Annotated in this window: 22 protein-coding genes; 7 read left to right on the forward strand and 15 right to left on the reverse strand. The window is 41.6% G+C overall.

Going from position 1 to position 21,307, the window contains the following annotated elements; all coding sequences use genetic code 11:
- Window positions 1-71: 71 nt before the first annotated feature.
- The 3 genes from FTU95_RS03515 to truB all read right to left on the reverse strand — a co-directional run bounded on the left by FTU95_RS03515 (window position 72) and on the right by truB (window position 2,353).
- Window positions 72-539 carry a hemerythrin domain-containing protein gene (locus FTU95_RS03515; RefSeq protein ID WP_180040693.1) on the reverse strand — a complete coding sequence of 156 codons (468 nt, stop codon included), beginning with the start codon at window positions 537-539 and terminating at the stop codon, window positions 72-74.
- 126 nt (window positions 540-665) lie between these two features.
- Window positions 666-1,433: a TSUP family transporter gene (locus FTU95_RS03520; protein WP_074383607.1), complete on the reverse strand. Its 768-nt coding sequence runs from the start codon at window positions 1,431-1,433 to the stop codon at window positions 666-668.
- 14 nt (window positions 1,434-1,447) lie between these two features.
- On the reverse strand, window positions 1,448-2,353 hold the full coding sequence (truB, locus tag FTU95_RS03525) for a tRNA pseudouridine(55) synthase TruB (protein ID WP_159138820.1): 906 nt from the start codon (window positions 2,351-2,353) through the stop codon (window positions 1,448-1,450).
- Window positions 2,354-2,506: 153 nt separating this feature from the next.
- Here truB and FTU95_RS03530 point away from each other — a divergent pair, with 153 nt between their 5' ends.
- The 4 genes from FTU95_RS03530 to FTU95_RS03545 all read left to right on the forward strand — a co-directional run bounded on the left by FTU95_RS03530 (window position 2,507) and on the right by FTU95_RS03545 (window position 7,090).
- Window positions 2,507-3,535, forward strand: a complete 1,029-nt coding sequence (locus FTU95_RS03530; RefSeq protein ID WP_180077540.1) for a lipase secretion chaperone — start codon at window positions 2,507-2,509, stop codon at window positions 3,533-3,535.
- 387 nt (window positions 3,536-3,922) lie between these two features.
- The gene (locus FTU95_RS03535; RefSeq protein ID WP_180077542.1) at window positions 3,923-4,933 is read left to right on the forward strand and encodes a triacylglycerol lipase; all 1,011 of its coding nucleotides are present in this window, start codon (window positions 3,923-3,925) and stop codon (window positions 4,931-4,933) included.
- 81 nt (window positions 4,934-5,014) lie between these two features.
- The gene (locus FTU95_RS03540) at window positions 5,015-5,986 is read left to right on the forward strand and encodes a triacylglycerol lipase (protein WP_180077545.1); all 972 of its coding nucleotides are present in this window, start codon (window positions 5,015-5,017) and stop codon (window positions 5,984-5,986) included.
- Between the two features lie 135 nt (window positions 5,987-6,121).
- Window positions 6,122-7,090, forward strand: coding sequence for a triacylglycerol lipase (locus FTU95_RS03545; protein WP_074383612.1), 969 nt, complete (start codon window positions 6,122-6,124; stop codon window positions 7,088-7,090).
- Window positions 7,091-7,173: 83 nt separating this feature from the next.
- Here the strand turns inward: FTU95_RS03545 and rplS are convergent, their stop codons facing one another.
- The 12 genes from rplS to ispH all read right to left on the reverse strand — a co-directional run bounded on the left by rplS (window position 7,174) and on the right by ispH (window position 17,798).
- Window positions 7,174-7,551: a 50S ribosomal protein L19 gene (gene rplS, locus FTU95_RS03550; protein WP_005094271.1), complete on the reverse strand. Its 378-nt coding sequence runs from the start codon at window positions 7,549-7,551 to the stop codon at window positions 7,174-7,176.
- A 186-nt stretch (window positions 7,552-7,737) separates the two neighbouring features.
- On the reverse strand, window positions 7,738-8,472 hold the full coding sequence (gene trmD / locus FTU95_RS03555; RefSeq protein ID WP_180077546.1) for a tRNA (guanosine(37)-N1)-methyltransferase TrmD: 735 nt from the start codon (window positions 8,470-8,472) through the stop codon (window positions 7,738-7,740).
- 27 nt (window positions 8,473-8,499) lie between these two features.
- On the reverse strand, window positions 8,500-9,048 hold the full coding sequence (gene rimM / locus FTU95_RS03560) for a ribosome maturation factor RimM (RefSeq protein WP_074383613.1): 549 nt from the start codon (window positions 9,046-9,048) through the stop codon (window positions 8,500-8,502).
- An 18-nt stretch (window positions 9,049-9,066) separates the two neighbouring features.
- A complete protein-coding gene (gene rpsP, locus FTU95_RS03565) occupies window positions 9,067-9,324 on the reverse strand; it encodes a 30S ribosomal protein S16 (RefSeq protein WP_180077548.1) in 258 nt (85 codons plus the stop codon).
- Window positions 9,325-9,467: 143 nt separating this feature from the next.
- A complete protein-coding gene (locus tag FTU95_RS03570; protein WP_180004772.1) occupies window positions 9,468-9,935 on the reverse strand; it encodes a type IV pilin protein in 468 nt (155 codons plus the stop codon).
- Window positions 9,936-10,433: a type IV pilin protein gene (locus tag FTU95_RS03575; protein ID WP_306669418.1), complete on the reverse strand. Its 498-nt coding sequence runs from the start codon at window positions 10,431-10,433 to the stop codon at window positions 9,936-9,938. It abuts the gene before it with no gap.
- Window positions 10,420-14,079 carry a pilus assembly protein PilY gene (locus FTU95_RS03580; protein ID WP_180077552.1) on the reverse strand — a complete coding sequence of 1,220 codons (3,660 nt, stop codon included), beginning with the start codon at window positions 14,077-14,079 and terminating at the stop codon, window positions 10,420-10,422. Before FTU95_RS03580 ends, FTU95_RS03575 begins: the two co-directional genes overlap by 14 nt.
- 10 nt (window positions 14,080-14,089) lie before the next feature.
- Entirely contained in the window at window positions 14,090-14,809 is a 720-nt protein-coding gene (locus FTU95_RS03585; RefSeq protein WP_180077554.1) for a PilX N-terminal domain-containing pilus assembly protein, read from the reverse strand.
- Window positions 14,799-15,731 (reverse strand): PilW family protein, encoded by a 933-nt coding sequence (locus FTU95_RS03590; protein WP_180077556.1) that lies wholly within the window; start codon window positions 15,729-15,731, stop codon window positions 14,799-14,801. Before FTU95_RS03590 ends, FTU95_RS03585 begins: the two co-directional genes overlap by 11 nt.
- The gene (gene pilV / locus FTU95_RS03595; protein ID WP_180077559.1) at window positions 15,732-16,232 is read right to left on the reverse strand and encodes a type IV pilus modification protein PilV; all 501 of its coding nucleotides are present in this window, start codon (window positions 16,230-16,232) and stop codon (window positions 15,732-15,734) included. It lies immediately after the preceding gene.
- Window positions 16,232-16,684 (reverse strand): Tfp pilus assembly protein FimT/FimU, encoded by a 453-nt coding sequence (locus FTU95_RS03600; RefSeq protein ID WP_180077561.1) that lies wholly within the window; start codon window positions 16,682-16,684, stop codon window positions 16,232-16,234. Before FTU95_RS03600 ends, pilV begins: the two co-directional genes overlap by 1 nt.
- Before the next feature lie 163 nt (window positions 16,685-16,847).
- Complete coding sequence (ispH, locus tag FTU95_RS03605) at window positions 16,848-17,798, reverse strand: 4-hydroxy-3-methylbut-2-enyl diphosphate reductase (RefSeq protein WP_180077563.1); 951 nt, start codon at window positions 17,796-17,798, stop codon at window positions 16,848-16,850.
- Window positions 17,799-17,932: 134 nt separating this feature from the next.
- On the opposite strand from ispH, the gene gmk reads away from it, so the two are divergent.
- From gmk to FTU95_RS03620, 3 genes are all read left to right on the forward strand, one after another.
- Window positions 17,933-18,556, forward strand: coding sequence for a guanylate kinase (gmk, locus tag FTU95_RS03610; RefSeq protein ID WP_004281187.1), 624 nt, complete (start codon window positions 17,933-17,935; stop codon window positions 18,554-18,556).
- A 76-nt stretch (window positions 18,557-18,632) separates the two neighbouring features.
- A complete protein-coding gene (gene rpoZ, locus FTU95_RS03615; RefSeq protein WP_004650579.1) occupies window positions 18,633-18,914 on the forward strand; it encodes a DNA-directed RNA polymerase subunit omega in 282 nt (93 codons plus the stop codon).
- Between the two features lie 218 nt (window positions 18,915-19,132).
- Complete coding sequence (locus FTU95_RS03620; protein ID WP_180077565.1) at window positions 19,133-21,238, forward strand: bifunctional (p)ppGpp synthetase/guanosine-3',5'-bis(diphosphate) 3'-pyrophosphohydrolase; 2,106 nt, start codon at window positions 19,133-19,135, stop codon at window positions 21,236-21,238.
- Window positions 21,239-21,307 lie beyond the last annotated feature (69 nt).

The following is a 21,307-nucleotide window of genomic DNA, read 5'->3' on the forward strand; positions in this document are numbered from 1 at the left end:
AATGAATCCGGATAAAAAAGACGGCTGTAGCGCCATCTTTTTTACTTATTTATTTGATTTGAAGTTAAAATTTAGCTTTGTACCAGCATATCTTTTTTCATGTCTTTATAACGTTGATATTCAGTCTTGTACTGCACTGCTAAAGCGGTCTTTTGCTCTTCACCGAGAATTTTTCCCGCCTGCTGGAAGAAACCATGTTCCTCTTCTTTTAAGTGGTGATGCACTTTTTCGGAAAGCTTTTTGGCAATTGCAATCCAGCCCGGATTACTCAATTCTGTTGCAGTCAGCTCTTCAATCATCTCGTCCATTTCATGATGTTCGGCCAAGGCATGCCGGGTGATATTCAAGCCCGAATCAGTCATCATCAGGGGGATATAGAAATAACGGTCTTCAGCCGCTTCATGGGCAAATAATTCATTCTTGAGTTGTTTGAACAGCTCACGACGTTCTGCTGTATCCCCTGAAGTTTGTAGTAATTTTTCTGCAAGATCACGCTGAATTTCATGACTTTCTCTTAATGCTTCAAAAATGGTGGTCATCTAATTTTTCTCCTGTTTTCGCCCTGCCTTTTTACATCATAGAAAGAAAATGGCATGGGTTCAGGAGGTTTTATAAGTACAAATTGTATAAAAAACTTTAATATTGAGAATGGTTTACATCTATTCTTATATAAAGAACATCTGATAGGCCATCCGGCAAATCAGTAAACTGACCAGAATCAGGAATAAAATCCGGATAAAGCCACTGCCATATTTAAAGGCTAATTTGACACCCAGCAAGGAACCACAGATATTGGCCACCGCCATCATCGCCCCGACCATAAATAGCACATTGCCGCTGGGAATAAAGAAAGTTAACGCTGCCAGATTGGTGGTGAAATTGGCAATTTTAGATAAAGCTGAAGCATGTAAAAAATCGACACTTAAATAACGAATGAAAAAGAAAATAAAGAAACTGCCCGTGCCCGGCCCGAAAATTCCGTCATAAAATCCGATGGCCAGACTGCCCAAAACTGCCAATGCCAACATTTTCTTGGTGAGCTTTTGCTGAACATGCACCTGACCAAACTGCTTTTTCATCACGGTATAAATCGCGATGACAATCAGCATGATCAATACAAAAGGTTTGAGGATTTCGACCGGAATCAAGGTGACACTGGCCGCACCCATAAACGAGCTGATGAAACTGCAAGCTGCAATCACGCCCAAGAGCAACCACGGCAGTTTTACCTGACGCAAATAGGAAAATGCCGCAGAGCCAGTACCAAAAATCGAGGCCAGTTTGTTGGTACCAAATACGGTAGCCGGCTGTAAATGCGGCAGACTGCCCATAATTGCCGGAATCTGGATCAGACCACCACCGCCTACGGCAGCATCAATTGCCCCTGCAAAAAATGCAAAGACAATCAGACTGATGATGATCTCAATATCCATATTTCAGACCTTGCTTAGAGGTTTAAGACGCGTTTTGGCACCAGGCGTTTTTTATCACTAATTTCTGCCAAGCCTAAACATTTTTCACCATCAAAAACCAAGACCTGTTCAGCTGCTTCATGCTCGATATTACTTTCCATACCACGGCTAAAATATTCTGCCCGCCCTTCTGGCACTTGGATTTGCGGGAAATGTTGCACCGGCGCATAAGCCGGCAACAACAACCTATCACGCTCGTCTTCATTCAAGCTTTCCAGATATTCAATGGTATAACTCGGGATCAAATCAAAATGACCGGTTTTAATGCGGTGTAAATAGGTCAGATGACCGTAAGTACCCAAGGCTTTGGCAATATCTTCACCGAGTACCCGGATATAAGTCCCTTTAGAGCAGGTAATATCCAGCGTGATGCTATTTTCAGTAAAGGATAAAAGCTCAATGGCCAGAATGCTAATCGGGCGCGCTTCACGTTCAATCTCGATGCCCTTACGTGCCAGTTCATATAAAGGACGGCCTTCTTTCTTCAGCGCCGAATACATCGGTGGCACTTGCTGGATATCACCGATAAACTGTGTCAAGGTTTCTTGAATCAACGCTTCCGAAAGTTCAGGAACCGCTTTTTCTAATAAGACTTCGCCTTCGACATCGCCGGTGGTGGTGCTATGTCCAAGAAAGACCGTCGTTTGATAACGCTTGACTGAATCTAATAAATAATGCGAAAACTTGGTCGCCTCACCTAAACATATCGGCAATAAACCCGAGGCCAGAGGATCCAGTGCCCCGGTATGGCCTGCTTTTTGTGCACGATACAACCAGCGAACTTTTTGCAATGCAGCATTAGAACTAATGCCCAAGGGTTTATTCAAAAGGAAGACACCACTAAGATGACGACGCTGAATTTTAGGAGATGATGCTTTCATGGCAAAAAAATCAGACATTTTATAAATTGGCGCCATGGTAAGACCCTGTGCGATGATTTACAACTTTTCTATGGTATCTGATGATTTTTATGGCATATTGAGCCGAATCAAAACTCTAAAAATAATGAAACCGAAAAAACAGGTGCATAGGATATGCAGAAATACAAGATATGGATCATTCTGGCTCTGGTGGTGCTGTGCTTTATCACCCTGATGCTCTGGTTATCTCCTCAGAATGAATCACAGACAGAAACTATTGGCCAATCACCTCTTAGTGAACGCCGCGGCGAACCCGCTGCATTAAGTATGACCAGCCCGGCCAATGCAGCGTTTTCCAGTGCCAGCCAGCAAGATACCGAAATCAATTGCCAGATGCAGCTGGATGCGAGTAACCGTCTGACCGTCAATGAACAGACTCGAAACTGTTTTGAATATTTTATTACCCAGTTTGGTGAAAAAAATCTGGCACAGATTCAACAGGATTTTAAAACTTACATTCGCCAGAATCATAAAGAACCCGCTCTCTCACAAATTCTGGATTTATGGGATCGCTATATTCAGTATCGTCAAGGTTTAGGCCAACTGACTGCACCGACAGGCCTCGATCAGGAAGATCCGGCCTATTACCGCAGCATCTATAGCAGCACCCAGAATTTGCGTAAACAATATTTTTCTAATTATGAAATTGAAGGTTTATTTGGTACCGAAGACACCTATCATGAATATACGCTTGACCGTATGGCCGTGCTGGCAGACAACAGCTTAAGCGAGTCTGAAAAAGCCCAGAAGCTCAAAAATCTGTTTGAACAATTACCACAAGACTGGCAGGAAAATCTGGAACAACTGAATAAACTCGAAGATTTACGCAAACTCAGCGCAGACATTAAAGCGCGTGGTGGCTCAAATGCAGAGATTCGTCAAATGCGATTAAACCTGGTCGGCCCTGAAGCCACGCAACGTCTGGAGCAACTGGATGGCGAACGTGCCAGCTGGAAATCCAGTGTCACGACGTATCTCAATGAACGGGATAGTATCATGCAAAGTGGCATGAGTGACAGCGCCAAACAGCAAGCCGTCGAGAAGCTGCGCCAGCAACGTTTTCAACAGCCGAATGACCAGCTGCGGGTCGAAACCTTTGAACAGATTCATGATCAAGGCGGCAAGTTGCCCTTTGCGAATTAAGCCTAAAAGCCATCACCTGTTGATGGCTTTTTTTATGATCCTCATATCGAAAGCTTTATGCCTTCATATCTCCCGCCCTAACTTTGTTTCTAAATATTTCTTGTTTACATAAAATAACCTCAATGAGTGTTTTGTATTTCAACAACTTAAAATTTAAATACAGCCGTAAATAAAACATATTCTTACAATGTAAATCTCTTCTCTCTGTCGTGTCCTAAAATGACATGGTTTTAGCGCGTTGAAGTGAAAAAATACCGCTACTCAAAAGAAAAATTGCTCAGCCATAGAAGGCCAAAACTGTATGGTCCAAAGTCTGATTTTGTGGCTTACAACACTCTAGAAAAGCAATGATTGCTTTAATAACGATAAAATTAAAAAGGGATGCTTATGCGTACTTTCAGCAAGACAGCACAGTTACTGACTGTGACTTTAGCAACAACTCTGGGATTAAGCTTTTCTGCACAGGCCCATGCCGCGGCAAGTGCGACACAGATCACTGAAAAGGCAAGATCTGATTATGCCAAAACCAAATATCCTATTCTGATGGTACATGGCTGGCTAGGCTGGTCACGCATTGGCACCGACAGCATCGGGCTGGATTACTGGTATCAGATTCTACCGGATATGGCACGCAATGGTTCTACCGTCTTTGCTGCACAGTTGTCTCCGGCAAATAAGACAGCACATCGCGGTGAACAGCTGATCAGCCAGGTTGAAGATGTAATAGCAATCACCGGCAAACACAAAGTCAACCTGATTGGTCACTCTCATGGCGGGCCAACCGTGCTCTATGTCGCTGCCACTAAACCAGAATATCTGGCATCGATTACAGGCGTTGCTGGTACCTATCATGGTTCTAAAGTTGCTGACGATATTCAAAGCAATAGTTTAAGCCGCACCGCGTTTAATATTTTAGGTGACTATATTGTGGGACCTTTAATTGCACTCGCTCAGCTTAAACCTGAATTAGAAATCGATTTTGATGCATCGATGAAATCATTAACCCAAACAGAATCAAAAAACTTTAATGCAACTGTTGCAAAAGAAGCAGTCAAAGACGGCGTTTTAGCAGCAACTGAGAACTGTAATAAAAACCTCAAACCTAAAGATTCTAAAGGTATTTATTACTATTCATGGACAGGTGTGGCACAAGCCACCAATGCCTTAGACATCGATACGATTTTAATGCAACTGGGCCCACTGTCTTATGGCAATAAAAACAATGATGGTATGGTCGCACGCTGTAGTGCTTATATGGGTAAAGTGATTAATGACAATTACAAACTCAACCATACTGACTTGGCCAACATGATGTTTGGCTTGAAAGGTCTATTCGCCCCAGATCCGGTGACTTTATACCGTCAGCATGCAAATCGCTTAAAGCTGCAAGGTTTGTAAGCTGCTCGCCTTTATCGGGATTGATAAAGGCTTTGCTATATAAGCGGTCATCATTTCCCCGGATGAAGCAGAGATAGAATAATGAAAATAATAAGCCTGGTATTCAGTCTATTTATTGGATTCAGTTGTTCCTTGGCTTATGCCAAGCAGAGTCCATTGATTGAATATACACCCAAATTCGCTATATCCAGCTACGCCAAAACCCATTATCCGCTCATCTTTGTCCATGGCTTCGGTCTGGGCTTTAACCGCATTGGAACCGATAACATCGGTTTAGATTATTGGTATCAGATCCCGCAAGATTTAGCCCGTCATGGTGCGCGTGTATTTTCCGCGGAATTATCTGCGGTTGCATCCAATGAACTACGTGGTGAACAGCTGTTACTACAAATTGACGAAGTTCTTGCACTGACGGGTAAAGCTAAAGTCAATCTGATTGGACATAGTCAAGGTGGACCAACCATTCAATATATTGAAGCTGTTGCACCTGCCAAAGTGGCTTCACTGACCGCAATTGCAGGTGCGATGAAAGGCACACCTGTTTTTGTCAATGCCAGCCAGACACCTTTACTAGAACCGCTGATTCATGCCATTGGAACAATTCTGGGCTACAGCATGAATCTGGTAACAGCAAATCAATATCCCGTAAATATCACAGCGGCCTTAAGTGCCATGCATCCTGAAGACATTCGAGCCTTCAATATAAAATACGGTTCTGCTGCGATTCCTGAAGACTGTCAGACCCAAGGCATGAAGATCACAGCCAATGGCATTCATCATTACTCTTGGATGGGCAACCGGCAAGCCACCAATCCTCTGGATATCATTGAATCGACTATTGTCAGTTTAGGCGGGACTTTCTTGAAAGGTGAAGCCAATGATGGCGCTCTACCTTTATGTAGTGGACGTTATGGTCAGATCATTCGTCAAGACTATGCCCACAATCATTTCGATGAAGTGAACCAGTTCTTCGGCATTTTAGGGCCTTTTGCCCAAGACCCGATAGCACTCTATCGCCAACATGCCAACCGGCTCAAACTGCAAGGCTTATAAATCATTTACTGTTATCCATCAATCATAATTTTTTAAATACAGCAACTTAAAACTTAACTCGCCCGTTTCGGATGGGTCATTTGGCAAAGCAGGATAAGAATCATCCTGTCAAAACAACAAAAATGAGGAAAATATATGAAATACGGCTTATTCATCACCAGTCTGCTGCTAGCTGGCACATGTGTCACGGCTCAGGCATCCACTCAAGCCAGTCAGGTCACAGCGAAAGCCAGCTCACACTATGCCAAGACCCAATATCCCATCGTGTTTGCACACGGGATGGCAGGCTTTATCCGGGTCGGAACAGATCAGTTTGGTCTGGATTACTGGTATCAGATTTTACCGGATCTGGCCCGCAATGGTGGCAATGTCTGGGCGACCCGAGTATCGCCGTTTAACTCATCAGAAATTCGCGGTGAACAACTCTTAGAACAAGTGAAGGAAATTCGGGCGATTACAGGCGCATCTAAAGTCAATCTGATTGGTCATTCTCATGGTGGTCCCACGATTCGTTATGTCGCTGGTGTAGCGCCTCAACTGGTCGCCTCTCTGACTGCGGTCGGTGCGCCGCATAAAGGCTCACCAGTTGCAGATCTGATTCTTCAGGCAGAAGATACGCCACTACAAGGCCCTTTGGTCGGTGGGATTAATCTGGTGTCTAAAGCCATCACCTGGGCCCAAGGACTGGATCCAAACAGCTTCCCGCATGATTCTCTTGCAGGTGGTCGCAGTCTGACACTGGCAGGATCGGCACAATTTAATCAGAAATATCCGCTGGGAATGTCAAGCACGACCTGTGGCGAAGGTGCCTATAAACAGAATAATATTTATAACTATTCATTTACCGGCACTGGCACAGTGACCAACATTCTCGATCCCGACTCTGCTTTGAAAGTCACCAGCCTGCTGATTGATGGTGGCAAGGACAATGATGGTCTGGTCTCTCGCTGTAGTGCCAAATTTGGTAAAACCATTCGTGATAACTACAACTGGAATCATCTGGATGAAGTCAATATGGTCTTAGGCCTGAAAAGCATCTTTGCCCCTGACCCAGTCGATGTGTATCGTCAACATGCCAATCGATTGAAACTGCAAGGCTTATAGTTCTTATATAAATATTAGGATATAAAAAATGCGCCCAAAGGCGCATTTTTTAACTCGAGATAAAACTTAACTTGAGCCTAAACTTAAGAAGCTTTAACTTTACGAGCTGGTAATTTTTCACGGATACGTGCAGCTTTACCAGACAATTCACGTAGGTAGTAAAGTTTAGCGCGACGAACATCACCACGACGTTTCACTTCAACTTTAGCTACGATTGGAGAGTGAGTTTGGAATACACGCTCAACACCAACACCGCTAGAAATTTTACGTACTGTGAACGCAGAGTTCAAGCCACGGTTTTTCTTCGCAATTACCACACCTTCAAAAGCCTGAAGACGCTCACGGTCGCCCTCTTTAACTTTTACAGAAACAATCACTGTATCACCTGGTGCGAAAGCAGGGATGTCTTGTTTCAATTGTGCATTTTCAATTACTTGAACTAAAGGATGCTTACCGCTCATGGGGTATCTCCAATAATGCGAGTCAGAAGAGGTCTGATCATCGCGGGGACTAGAGGCTAAAGCGCATAGACCCGATTATCTTTCCCTTTAAAGTTGACCATCTCAACTTTAAAGAGCCTATTAAAGAATACTTAAACTCAATTTAAGTACCGTTTTCGAAGACAGAACCAATTGCTTGGCGATGCCTTACAAATCTTTCAGCCATTTTTTTTGCTGCTTGCTCAACTCGACTTGTTCAACCAATTCAGGTCGACGTTCAAGTGTTCGCTGATAACGCTGCAAAAACCGCCATTTTTCAATGTTTGCATGATGACCTGATTTAAGTACCTCAGGCACATCCAAACCTTCAAACTGGTCAGGCTTGGTATATTGTGGGCAGTCTAACAGACCATCCACAAAGGAGTCTTGCACATGAGATTGTTCATCAGACATCGCCCCCGGAAGCCTCCGGATAATACTGTCTAATAAAACCATCGCTGGCAGTTCACCACCCGACAAAACATAATCACCAATTGACCATTCCTGATCAACATATTGCTGGATCAAACGTTCATCGACCCCCTCATAACGCCCACACAGTACAATCAATCCGTCATATTGAACGAAGTCTTGTACTGCAGTTTCGTTTAAGGTTTTTCCTTGCGGTGACATATACACCACAGGAACCTGAACTGCGCCTGCTTCATTTGCAAGCTCTTTGGCACGGTGGATTGCTTGTGCCAAAGGCTCCGCCATCATCACCATACCCGGACCACCACCGAATGGACGTTCATCCACCCGTTTGTAGTTGCCCGTCGCAAAATCGCGAGGATTGATACAATGAATTTGCATCAAATCACGTTTTGCTGCGCGCCCGCTAATACCGTAGGCTGTAATCGCTTCAAACATTTCAGGAAAAAGCGTAATGACTGCAAAAAACATCGCAGACTCCCTTATTTCCAAAAAGTGTTAGTAGTCTACGCCCCAATTGACGTAAATACGACCAGCTTCAAGATCAACGCGTTGTACCACATCTTTATGCCATGGAATCATGCGCTCTTCGCCATCGATACTGTCGGCAGTTGCGCGAACCACCATCACATCATTGGCACCTGTTTCAAACAGTTCAAAAATTTGACCGAGATTAATTTCTTGATCCTCATCATTCAGACCTAACACTGTTAGACCCTTTAAATCAGACCAATAATATTCATCTACACCCGCTTGAGGTAGTTGCGATTTAGCAATCCAGACATTGGTGCCAACCAGTTGGTCTGCCCCAGTGCGATCACTCACACCTTTAAGCGAAACAACCAAGCCTTTACCATGTGGTTTCCAACGTTTTACATCGACAATTTGCCAACCTGCTTTGGTCTCAATGTACCAAGGCAGATAGTCAAATATGTTGCTCATGGGTTCTGTATTGGAATAGACCCAGAGCCACCCATTTAATCCATATGCTGAACGTAGCTGTCCAATCTGAATACGATCTTCGGGAACATTCTGTGTTGGTGTCATGGGCAATCTACTACCATATTAAACAGCAGTTGCAGCTTTTTTAGCTTGAGCAGCTAAAGAAGCAACGCGATCTGAAGGTTGAGCACCTTGAGCAACCCAGTGAGCAAAACGGTCAGCATCTAAACGAAGTTTTTCTGCTTTACCTTGCGCTGTTGGGTTGAAGAAACCGATACGTTCGATGAAACGACCGTCACGCGCATTGCGGCTGTCAGTTACAACGATTTGATAGAATGGACGCTTTTTAGCACCACCACGAGTAAGACGAATAACTACCATGATACAACCTTATAGTTTTTACGGATTATCCCTGCATCGACCATCGATACATTTCAAACCCCTTTCATAGAGGGCAGTATTCTACGTTATATTTGCGCTGAATGAAAGATCAAAAGTTGGTTGGCTACAATTTTGAATTTAGGTTAACGTCCGTCCCAGTTGGAGGTAGCTGAAAGATTGCAGGTTGACTGCCCCTTTATCCAGCATTTTTCCCCACGGTGATTCATAACCAGGCTACCGTCACTTTGTTGAGTTGTGCCATTAATTGGTGTTGCATTTAATGTCCAAGTATTCCGTGTAACATTCGTCAATGTAACTGTATATAGTGCTGTGCCCTGTCTCGGAATATTTAATGGCACTGTTTCCCCAATATCAGCTAATGTAATTGGTAGTCCAATAGTGGCTGGAGGCACAGAGGGTCTTAAATATGAGAAATTGGAAATTTTGTATCGTTGAATTTTTTTTGCAATATCAATTAACTCAGCTTTTACTTCTTGACGATGGGTTTTACGAACATATTCTAGATATGAAGGATAAGCTATAGCAGCTAAGATACCTATAATCGCCACAACAATCATTAATTCAATCAGCGTGAAACCTTTAGTTTTCATTTACCATGTCTCACTACCAGAGTTAGTATTTCCACAGCTTGTAAAACTAACGTTTTCTGCTGCTTTGTTCTTACAACGAATGCCTGTACTTGTTAGTAAAAATGAATAGTTTTGAGTATCCGTACTCAATCCCCTAATAACCCAACTACGACCAGTTGCAGTAGATGCATTTAGCAGAGGGTTACTATTATCTCCGCTAACAACTTCTATATTATATTTAATGGCACTTCCAGTCGCACCTTCTGGAATAACCACAGCAGAAGGAGTAAAATTCCTATAAGAAAAATTTCTAGCCTTATGTCTTTCTAACAAGCTAGAAAGATGCATCATCTCTTGTTGGGCCTGACTTGCGTGTGCACGTCGTACATATTCTTGATAAGAAGGAATAGCGATTGCTGCAAATATTGCAACAATCACCACAACCACCATCAAATCTATAAGCGTAAACCCAGAGAATTTATCTTTAATCATTTTGATCCCTCGTTTATCGACGCTCATACCAACGCTGTGGGATTAATTTATTAATAGTGTTATACCGTTCATTTAAAATATTATTCGGTTGAGGAACTTTTGTGGTATCCACGTTAACAACTATTAAACGCTGCATACCAGAACTATCCCCAGCACCTACGGCACCGCCTACAATCCCAGCACCTAAATTTAAACGATGTGTACTTACAGAACCACTATTACACTGACCAAAAGGCATACAGAATAATGTCATAAAGCTTTCGCCTTTCACTCCCGCTCCACAATCACCAGACAATCCAGGCTTACTTCCATCGAAGGTCGTTACATACATATCATTATTAATTACGATAGGTGTCGACATTACTTTTTCACTTTGAACTTTTTGGCTATTAAAGTTGTAATACCAACCTGAAGTTAATGCATAAGGGGCAACCCTTTCTACTTTTGATTCCCCAGCTTTAGGGAACCTTGTAGCATCTGTAATAGCTAATAACTTATTTTTAGAATCTGCGGTAATTCCCACCATACTTTCAGGTTGCAACTTTATATTTTTTGTAAATAACTCAGCATCGGTTAATGAGTATTTATGAGATTTATCAGTTGTGCTTGTTGGATTATTACGTGTCAATTTCAGTAAGCTTTCTCTAGCAACATCCTTATCATAAATATTGAACACACCATCATAACTATAGTTTGTATCTGTTCCAGTCGTGGTCGTATTATGTGTGTATTCACTTAAAGGCTTGCTTCTATTTCCTGATCCAATTGAAACTAAGCCGAAAATTTGTCCATTGCTAGCATATGTAGAAAATGCGGGTGTTTCATAAAAACGCGGGCTGTATTTACCTTTATTCAAATTAAGAATACGCGTCGGATTTCTTGTGAAGAGATCTGTTTCACTACCTGCCTGATTATTTAAATCAATACGCCAAACTTGCCCCCCTAAGTCACCGAAATACAAATGATCTGTTAAACCATCCGAATCACGATCTATAGTACGAATTTGGCTGACTACACTATATGCCATTTGTGAGGCTGGTTTAGCAACAAATGTTTTTTTACTTTCAGTAGCATTTGCACCAGTCCACCATAATAAATCGCCATTTAAGGCATCAAACATATAGACTCCTGCACCTACCTTATTTGATTGCACATAATCGTCGTACTCGTAACCACGGTATTTATCAGTGGTTTTATGGTTATCATTACCAGCATTAGTACCTTCTGCATCATAACCACCACCTACAAACATGACCAGTTTTTTAACACCTTTCCAATTTACCCAAGTAATTGTGGGTTTTGACCAACTTTGTCCCATACACCCAAGAGGATTTTCAGTTGAACAAGTACCTGTGGGATTGATTTGAAATTGAAGTTTCGGCGCATCAATATCTGCTAAATTTAATGCATAATACCCCTTACCCCCCATGCGTAACCCACCATAAACTATTTGTTTTCCTTTCACGGTTTTATTCACATTTTGGTTATTTTCAACAACTGTATAGGGTTTTCCCTCACCAACAGATAATAAATCTGCATTATTTTTATCTATTACATATTCTGTATAAGCAGTCCAAGGTCCGTCAACACCATAATACATGCTCTTCATACCACCGCTTGTCAATTCAGGCTTATTAAATGCTTCCGCTTGACTCTCAACTAGTTCATTGGGAACGAAAGCAAATTTTTCTTTACCTGAGATAGCATCCACAACATGTAGTAATCCTTGTGTGGTTCCAAATAGAATAAAATCTTTACGATTCTCTGATCCAACTACATTAGTAGTATCGTTATAAGTAATTTTACCCTGATTTGTTAATAAAACTGGACTAGAATGCATTACAGCTCCAATCTGTCTTAATTCAGGTTGTTGTAATAAAGTCGCTTTTGTTAAAGTGTTTTCTGTTTTAGTAGAATTTAGATAAGATTTTGGATCAAAAGAATAGCCCAATAAATTCATTAAGTAGCCAATTTTTTGATCTTTTTTCTTTAAATTATCATCAAGATCTGTGACTTTCACTTGCTGTAATGTATCAGTATTTGTTACTACCCCCGCCGATGTATAACCACGAGTAGTAAATAACTTACGCTGAACAGCGTCAGTCCCAGTATGACGCAAATCTAATTGCATTTTCACCCCACCTACTAAAGCCGCAGTTTTTTGCACATCACTCGGAGTTGCTCCAACTGTAGGTGACCATAAATCATAGTTATCAATGATTTTACCTTTAACATCCGTGATCAAATTACTCAATTTATCGAGTAATTTACCATTTCTATCTACATTATATTTTTTTAAGTTTCCAGACCAATGCTGATAGGTTTTCTCAGGCATAGGTTCAAACTGTGGATAATACGCATAATTTTGTAAAACAATTGGATTCAACTCATCAGATGGAATCGTGGGAGTACCTGTAGTTACAGCTGGAATTTCAGCTCCCAAATCGTTAATAAAATTATTTACACTATCAACAATATCTTGAGAACTGTTACCCGCATACCATCCTCCTTCTCCCAAAATACCCCACTCTGCAGCACGTTTTACATCACTATTAATATTTCCCAAAGCATCTAAATTTTCTTTTTGTGTTTTTGAACGATCATAGCTGGTCACATTATTAAACGAATTACCAAAACCGACTACAGCAGTTTTAAATTTTAAATTCTTAGGATTTTGTTTAGGATCTATTAATGCAGCATTTAATTTTCTTGTGCAATCCCAACCATCACCATTATTATCACAAGTAAAATTAGGATTATTTAATGCTAATCGAGCTGTAGTTTGAGTTGAAGCATTTTGGTTAGGTTCACCATCGGTTAAAACATAAATACCTTGCCCACTACATTTTTTAATTTCATCTGTTTGAGTTAAAGATGTGGGTGGAATATAATTATTTCCTGATTTAGTATCTGTACTCGAAAAATCAAAACCTGATGCAATATGTGTACCAACATAATACTTTCCATTATAATTATCTACCTTCCCACTTCCGGAATTAGTGTATGCACTAGGAATATATGATCCTTCATACCACCGGTCCCAGCTTGTACAATTATTACTCGCATTCCATTGGGTACACATACCATAATTATTATATTGATCGAGTTTAAAATAATTCTGATAAATGCCTTGTGGTTTAGTTGTTGTCCCCATTAAATAAGCAATTGTTTCTGCATATGATCTAGAAGTTGGAGTATTTGTGTTAGCACCTAAATCGTTAATAGCAGCAACTAGCACTTCCCTATGTGTCTTGTTAATATTGGTGCCTGAGGTATATTTATAGCCTAATTTTTTTGCAGGAATAAGAACAGCACCTGCATTATAATTAGTATTGTTCCATCTTGCACCTAATGTGGATAAACCTATTATTTTATCATCATCAATTTTTGCAATTTTATTTGTTACATTTCCATTAAGCAAATCATTCATTGCTCTCTTTAAACGATCTACCCTTGAAGTAGAACCATTATCTTTATTTGTCATACTCCCCGAAATATCAAGCATAAACATCAAAGTAATATCACCAGATTTAGCCTCTTGGTAAATCTCAATATCACTGGCAAAAGATGATGTAGAAACACATAACGTTGAGGTCATCAATGCAGATAAACTCATTGCCAATACACTTTTTAATGGATGAGTTTCTTTATTAGATATAAATTTATATTTCATTTTATTCACCCTAAATAAATGCTTGACCAAGCGTATATTCTGTTACATGTACTGTGAATGGCACATTAAAGCTAGATAAACAGGTCGCAATACTATGAGCTGGAATATCCGTATTGCTCAGACGAGTTGATAGACAAGTATTAATTTCCTCATCCGTTGCTGTAGAAAGTGATGGAATAAGCGAAACTGTGTTAACCACAACACGTTCTGTTTGCTCAATTTTTGCTTTTTCAGGATCTGTGCCACGAATATAAAATTGGAAGGGCTTCACATTTCCACCCTCTACAAAACTTACAGAAACTTGTGTTAAAACAGCACGTCGATTACTAGTGAAAAAATTTTGTGAACCAAGTTGACAATAACCAGAAACTCCTAAAGAGTTATTCACAATACTGCCATTTTGCTCATAAATAAGACTGGCCCGGGATAAATTAAAAAATTGTGACTGATCTCCGCGATAGCAAAAAATCAATTCTTTACCTTTATTTGTTGATCCCTTAATAAAGCCAAACATTCCATCACGCGCTAGACTTCTTATCAAATTATTCGGATTCTCTACATTAAATGTAGCTGAGTCTGAATTTTGAATAAGAAGTTGTTGCGCTTGTCCATTTGTCGCAATATTCAGAGAAACTAGGCTCTGACGGATAGCTAGTGTTCCTATGACAGTCAAAGCTACAAGTAAAATAAGCACAACTATTAATGTTGCTCCTTTCTGCCTATTCAGCATCTTGCACCTCCTCTCTTTCACCTAATGCATTTCTAAGTGCGACATCTTGTGTAACGACTCGACGCATATAGCCATTCGGGTTGCCAGTATTTGTCACTTGCACAGTTTGATCCAATACAGTGAAATTATTATTTTGAGCAATGGCTTGATCAGTTCCCACACTCTGTGCTGAACGCGTCAACACTCCCAATGACACACCCAAAATTCTAGGTCTAGGGGTGAGAGTTAAATAATTATTAATTGCTACATATCTTTGAGCACCTGTAGCATTAGCAACATTAAGAAGAACTCTGAAATAATCAACACGTTTCATGATGATTTCACCTGCATCACCATAGTTAGTAACAGTATTATCCCCAACGGCATAATGCCCAGCATCACATGCTAAAGCTAAAGGATTAGTCTCACCTGTTGCTTGATTAGCATCCGTTCTTAAAAAATAACGTTGCACAATGATGCGGTTACTATTCGTGATCTCACGGCCTTCACAATCAAAACCACCTACTGTCATGGGTTGGTATTGAATGACCAATTGATCACTACCTTGGGCTACATTTGTGAGGCCGCTACCTGAAGAACTTAACAATATCTGATTCATAGGTGGCGGTACTGCAGTTGGATTTGCTGGATCTGGTTGAGGTCTTAAAGGGTTAGGATAGTTATTTTGTGAAAGGACAATACCCCCCAATAAAAGCTGATCATTCATTTCTGCGGCAAGATTATTTAAATTTGCTAGACGTAAATCTTGGGTAATATAATTCAGTCCAAAATTAGCATTATCTTGTAAATCTGCAACACCCTGTTGCATTGCTTGACTTCGGACACCTGTCAAAAATAGCATAGTGGCGGCAGCAACAATGACCAAACCAAGAGTTAATGCTATCAGCAGCTCCATTAATGTATAACCGTTTTGCTGTCTCATTTAATAGGCCTCCATCACAACACAAGTGGAATCTGCTCTGTAAAGACCCGAAGTCGTACAATTATTCAGTCCGTCAGCATTTGTCGCTGCAGTATCTCCCCAAGCGACGTAAATACACCGCCGACCATTTTGTATACCAGGACACGTCATCATATTTATAGTCATACCCATTCTTTGAGTGGAGAGTTTTACAAATGAAGAGTCAAATTCAGCTTTTTGTGTAGGAGAACAATAAGTACTAAAACAACTAGGTGTGGTTAATTCAGTTATATTTGTTCGAGCAAGCTCTATTGAATAAGTTGCTAAGGCTGCACGATTCACTCGAATCTTCTCAGCCACATCTCTTGCTGTATTAATAGCTTGGATTCGATTCTCTCCCTCACTCGATGCTTCTATGGCACGATATTGCAATGCTACAAAACCTAATACTCCAATTGCGAGTATTAAAAGTGCGACTAAAATTTCTATCAATCCCACACCTGTTTGTTGTATTTTGTTCATTATGCACATGCTCCATCAACAGGTTGTTGTATTGTACCCATTCGAGAAATTGATATTGTTTTAGATGCTGTTGCATTCGTTGCAGTATCACAAATCACAAAAGTTGTATTATTCGCTATTACTGTATTTGCATTTAATGGATCTCGAACCAATCCATTAGGCATAAAAATAAGATTATTACCTGACTTTAATATTGCTTTACCAGATGGAGACCAATGTAGTCTATTAGGGGTGTCCGCTCCCTCTCCTATTACCACAGTTATCTCTCTGCGCTCTAAAGCTGCTTTTGCTCGTGCTTTAGCCAAAGTATTCATTAGATCAGTACTACTTTTTTTTAAATTCTGTTTATTAAGTATTGTGCCTACAGATGGTGCTGCCATCATCGCGATAATCGCCAACACCGCAATCGTCACCATTAACTCAATTAAGGTAAACCCCTGAATTTTACGCATACTCTCCCTCCCCCTAGGTCGAAGCTTGATCCATTTAAACTATTACTTATTAAAATTACAAAAACTACACAGAACAGATAAAAGGTATAAAAAAACAGATAATTGCCAAAATCCAATTATCTGTCAATTTTTAAAAAATTCAGAATGTTAAATGCTTAACACTTCAGACTTGAGTTACCGAAATACGTAACTCTTTCGGCAAACTAAAAGTGATATTCTCTTCACGCCCATCCAGCTCATGTGGTGCCTGAGCGCCCCAGTCCTGCAAACGCTGAATCACCTGTTTAATTAAAATTTCCGGTGCAGAAGCACCTGCTGTAACTCCAATCTGAGCATTTTCCTTAAACCATTCCTGTTTAAGTTCATCGGCATTATCGACTAGGTAAGCTGCTTTACCCATACGTTCCGCCAGCTCACGCAAACGATTGGAGTTGGATGAATTTGGTGAACCCACAACTAAGACTACATCACAACGTTCAGCCAGATCACGTACAGCATCCTGACGGTTTTGCGTCGCATAGCAGATATCGTCTTTACGTGGCCCTTGAATTAAAGGGAATTTTTGGCGCAAGGCATCAATGACTTTGGCGGTGTCATCAATCGACAAGGTTGTTTGGGTGACAAAAGCGACTTTTTCAGGATGATGCACGCTTAAGGCAGCGACATCTTCTTCATCTTCGACCAGATAAATTGCACCGCCATTTTTTTTATCATATTGCCCCATGGTGCCTTCGACTTCCGGGTGGCCTTCATGGCCAATCAGAATGGCTTCTACGCCTTCACGTGCATATTTGGTCACTTCGATATGCACCTTGGTCACTAACGGACAGGTCGCATCGAAGACTTTTAAACCACGGCGTTCAGCCTCAAGCTGTACTGCTTTCGAAACCCCATGTGCACTAAAAATCACAATATTGTCGTCAGGGACTTCATCCAGCTCATCGACAAAGATGGCGCCACGCTGACGCAAGTCATCCACGACAAATTTGTTGTGTACCACTTCATGTCGTACATAAATCGGTGGGTTAAAGCATTCTAAGGCACGGTTCACGATCGCAATCGCACGATCTACACCAGCACAAAAACCACGTGGGTTGGCTAAAACAATTTCCATAGAATCCTCAATACTCACACCATTTTTAGCGGTTCAATTGAAATAAATGTAAAACAATCGACTGACAACTATTTAGTTTAAAGCCGCTCTACTCTAAAATAGAGAAGATATTTTATCATATCAGGAAAAATATCATGTCGGGTCTCTTGTTTGTCGTTTCTGCAGCGTCTGGAACAGGCAAAACATCCCTCGTTAAAGCCCTACTTGAGCGTGTCAATAACCTTCACGTTTCTGTGTCACATACCACACGCGGTCAACGACCTGGCGAACTCGATGGCGTGCACTATCATTTCTCCAATAAAGAAGATTTTTTAAATCTGGTCAATGAAGGTGGTTTTATCGAATACGCCGAAGTATTTGGTAATTACTACGGGACCGCACAAGCCACAGTCAAAGAGCAACTGGCCAAAGGCCATGATGTGCTACTGGAAATTGACTGGCAAGGTGCGCAACAGGTTCGTCGACTTTTTCCTGAATCTAAACAAATTTTTATCTTGCCACCAAGCCAGTTCGACTTGCGTGAACGCCTGTCTAACCGTGGTACTGATGCTGTGGATGTGATTGAGCATCGTCTGAGCTGTGCGGTAGAAGATATGCAACAATATAGCAACTTTGACTATATCATTATTAATGACGACTTTAATAAGGCGCTGCATGACCTGGAAGCGGTGATTATTGCCAATCGTCTGGTGCTTAGCCAGCAAGCCAACCGTCATGAAAAACTGATCCAAAAACTGATTACGCCAACTGAGCAGTGATTAAAACTTGAGTCTATAGACAAAGCCTTTTATACTGTGCAGTCTGTTAAAATTTATTATTCAAACGAGAATTCTTATGGCACGCGTCACCGTTGAAGATTGTTTAGACCATGTAGACAACCGCTTTGAGCTTGTACTAGTGGCAAGCAAACGCGCGCGTCAATTGGCACGTCAAGGCATTGAACCGACTGTGGAATGGGACAACGACAAGCCGACTGTAGTGGCTTTGCGTGAAATCGCTGCAGGGCATGTGTCCAAAGATATTTTAAAACAGCGTGATCAGGATTACCAAACTTCGAGCTTGGATCTGGCACTTTCTGCAAACAACCTTAATCTGGATGGCTTTTCTTTCCAATAAGCCCTCCTCCTGAAAAAAAGCCTAGTTTAAAACTAGGCTTTTTTTGTTATGTGACTTTTATATTTATGCTAGAACGGTTATAACTTAACAGTTAGCTCCCGAGTTTGTCCCGGTTTTCTGCTTTTAAGCATGAAAAAAATTGACAAGCTTTATGATTTCGATTTCATTAGAGCTTTCAGTTTTTTGTTTGTAAGAAAATCCAGTTTAAAAGGTGTTTTATGCCAGGGCCACAGGTCAGTCAAGCCAAGCAACAATTACATATCATTATCGACGCGTATTTAAATGAAAGCGAAGTCGAGCGTGTGCTTGCGGCTTGTGATTATGCAGATCTGGCCCATGAAGGTATTACCCGTAAAAGCGGCGAACCCTATATTCTGCACCCGATTGCGGTAAGCTGTATTTTGGCTCATATGCGGCTGGATACTGAAACCCTGATGGCCGCCCTGCTGCATGATGTTATTGAAGATACTGACTTTAACAAAGATGATATTAGCGAGACTTTTGGTTTTACTGTGGCCGAGCTGGTCGATGGCGTGACCAAACTCAGCCATTCCAGCGATAAAGAATATAATAAAGCCGCGTCATTCCGAAAAATCCTGCAAGCCACCTTACAGGATCCACGTGTCATTATTGTGAAACTGGCCGACCGCTATCACAACATGACCACTTTAGAGGCGCTACGCCCGGACAAACGTGCCCGTATCGCCCGCGAAACCTTTGAAATTTTTGTGCCGATGGCACGTATTGTCGGTATGAATGAAATGGCCGACAACCTGGAACACCTGTGTTATCAGAATCTTGATCTGGACATGTACAACAACGTTCAGGCAGCGCTATTAGAAACCAAGCCAAAACGTTGTGAATATCAGGCGATCTGGGAACAAAAGCTGAATGATCTCTTAGAAGACTATAAAATTGAAGGTCGAATCAAAAAGAAAAATAATAATATTGAGCTGTTACGTCATTTTGTTAAAAATGATATTGACCTGCAAGAGCTGACCCATAGTCATGCCTTTGAAATTATTTTACAAAGCATTGCAGATTGTGACCGTCTGGCAGAGATTCTGACTCAAAGCTTTAAAATTCAAAGCTATGAAGATCATATTCGCCGTCCATTACCCGGTGGCAACCAGTCCTTGATGATGCGTTTAAAAGGTGAAAAGACCACCTTGTCGCTCACCATTCAAACCGAACTGATGCGTAAAGCCGCACGTTTTGGCGTGGTACTGGGTGAAAATGCCCCGCAAGCCTGTCGTTCTGCAATTCAGGCCTCGATGCAAAATCTGAACGTGTTGGTCGATGGTGAATGCGCCAAAACCACCTTTAGTGAATTACTGGATTATCTGCATCAGGAAAAAATCTGGGTATATACCCCGCATGGGCATTTACACGAATTGCCACAAGGTGCCACAGCGGTTGATTTTGCTTATGCGGCCAGCCTGTTCCTCGGCAACCATGCCATCGGGGCGAAAATTAACAATGAGACTAAACCGCTCTCTACCCCGCTAGTCAGCGGCCAGGTGGTCGAAATCATTACCGATGTCCTGGCAACCCCCAACCCGGACTGGCTCAGCTTTATCAACACCCAAAAAGCCCGCCGTGCCATTCAAAATATCTTGCGCGATCAGGATCTGGACGAACAACGTCTGGTGGGTCAACAGGCACTAAATCGTGCACTAAAACTGTTTCATCGCTCAATTCGAGATCTGACCGAAGCAGACTGGAAAAACCTGCTGGAATGGCGTCATGTTGCGACCAAAGAACAACTCTTTGAGCAGATTGCTGTTGGTGATTTATTGCCGCAACTGGTGGCCAATCATCTATTTGCCCAAGACCAGCATCAGAATATCGCCAGCTCGGGACGTCTGATTCAGGGTACTGAAGGCGTTGATGTCAAATATGCCCATTGCTGCAATCCGGTACTGGGCGACCCGATTCAGGGTCATCTGACCCGCCGCGGCCTGATTGTACATCGTTCACGCTGTCATAACCTGCTGCATGAACAGCATCAGCATCCGGAAAATATCATGCCCTTGCAGTGGACCGCCGATGATCTGGACGACATCAGCTTTACTGCCTATCTCTGTATTGATCTGGCCATGGATGATGAGCAGATTTCTGACCTGATCTATCAATGTCGTAAAGCACATTCCGGGGTGGAAATGGTGCGCACCCAAGATGAGCAGACCTATGTCAATATCGTGGTGCATAACCGCAAACAGATTGCCCAGATCATCCGGGACCTGCGTATGTATTTCGGTTTTCCAAGAATTACCCGTCTGACCCGGCCCGTCATTCTGAGCGAAGCATCTAAAGCGAGTTAATCATTTAAAACGATAATGCTGTTGTCGGCTGGATTGATCGAATATGATGTATGTTGATGATAAAAGGAG

The sequence above is a fragment of the Acinetobacter sp. YH12208 genome (assembly GCF_013418055.1).
GTDB lineage: Bacteria > Pseudomonadota > Gammaproteobacteria > Pseudomonadales > Moraxellaceae > Acinetobacter > Acinetobacter pseudolwoffii.

What these genes read in the sequence shown, in the direction of transcription:
- FTU95_RS03515 (WP_180040693.1), bottom strand. Translation starts at nt 539, where the DNA reads ATGACCACCATTTTTGAAGCATTAAGAGAAAGTCATGAAATTCAGCGT.
- FTU95_RS03520 (WP_074383607.1), bottom strand. Translation starts at nt 1,433, where the DNA reads ATGGATATTGAGATCATCATCAGTCTGATTGTCTTTGCATTTTTTGCA.
- truB (WP_159138820.1), bottom strand. Translation starts at nt 2,353, where the DNA reads ATGAAAGCATCATCTCCTAAAATTCAGCGTCGTCATCTTAGTGGTGTC.
- FTU95_RS03530 (WP_180077540.1), top strand. Translation starts at nt 2,507, where the DNA reads ATGCAGAAATACAAGATATGGATCATTCTGGCTCTGGTGGTGCTGTGC.
- FTU95_RS03535 (WP_180077542.1), top strand. Translation starts at nt 3,923, where the DNA reads ATGCGTACTTTCAGCAAGACAGCACAGTTACTGACTGTGACTTTAGCA.
- FTU95_RS03540 (WP_180077545.1), top strand. Translation starts at nt 5,015, where the DNA reads ATGAAAATAATAAGCCTGGTATTCAGTCTATTTATTGGATTCAGTTGT.
- FTU95_RS03545 (WP_074383612.1), top strand. Translation starts at nt 6,122, where the DNA reads ATGAAATACGGCTTATTCATCACCAGTCTGCTGCTAGCTGGCACATGT.
- rplS (WP_005094271.1), bottom strand. Translation starts at nt 7,551, where the DNA reads ATGAGCGGTAAGCATCCTTTAGTTCAAGTAATTGAAAATGCACAATTG.
- trmD (WP_180077546.1), bottom strand. Translation starts at nt 8,472, where the DNA reads ATGTTTTTTGCAGTCATTACGCTTTTTCCTGAAATGTTTGAAGCGATT.
- rimM (WP_074383613.1), bottom strand. Translation starts at nt 9,048, where the DNA reads ATGACACCAACACAGAATGTTCCCGAAGATCGTATTCAGATTGGACAG.
- rpsP (WP_180077548.1), bottom strand. Translation starts at nt 9,324, where the DNA reads ATGGTAGTTATTCGTCTTACTCGTGGTGGTGCTAAAAAGCGTCCATTC.
- FTU95_RS03570 (WP_180004772.1), bottom strand. Translation starts at nt 9,935, where the DNA reads ATGAAAACTAAAGGTTTCACGCTGATTGAATTAATGATTGTTGTGGCG.
- FTU95_RS03575 (WP_306669418.1), bottom strand. Translation starts at nt 10,433, where the DNA reads ATGAGCGTCGATAAACGAGGGATCAAAATGATTAAAGATAAATTCTCT.
- FTU95_RS03580 (WP_180077552.1), bottom strand. Translation starts at nt 14,079, where the DNA reads ATGAAATATAAATTTATATCTAATAAAGAAACTCATCCATTAAAAAGT.
- FTU95_RS03585 (WP_180077554.1), bottom strand. Translation starts at nt 14,809, where the DNA reads ATGCTGAATAGGCAGAAAGGAGCAACATTAATAGTTGTGCTTATTTTA.
- FTU95_RS03590 (WP_180077556.1), bottom strand. Translation starts at nt 15,731, where the DNA reads ATGAGACAGCAAAACGGTTATACATTAATGGAGCTGCTGATAGCATTA.
- pilV (WP_180077559.1), bottom strand. Translation starts at nt 16,232, where the DNA reads ATGAACAAAATACAACAAACAGGTGTGGGATTGATAGAAATTTTAGTC.
- FTU95_RS03600 (WP_180077561.1), bottom strand. Translation starts at nt 16,684, where the DNA reads ATGCGTAAAATTCAGGGGTTTACCTTAATTGAGTTAATGGTGACGATT.
- ispH (WP_180077563.1), bottom strand. Translation starts at nt 17,798, where the DNA reads ATGGAAATTGTTTTAGCCAACCCACGTGGTTTTTGTGCTGGTGTAGAT.
- gmk (WP_004281187.1), top strand. Translation starts at nt 17,933, where the DNA reads ATGTCGGGTCTCTTGTTTGTCGTTTCTGCAGCGTCTGGAACAGGCAAA.
- rpoZ (WP_004650579.1), top strand. Translation starts at nt 18,633, where the DNA reads ATGGCACGCGTCACCGTTGAAGATTGTTTAGACCATGTAGACAACCGC.
- FTU95_RS03620 (WP_180077565.1), top strand. Translation starts at nt 19,133, where the DNA reads ATGCCAGGGCCACAGGTCAGTCAAGCCAAGCAACAATTACATATCATT.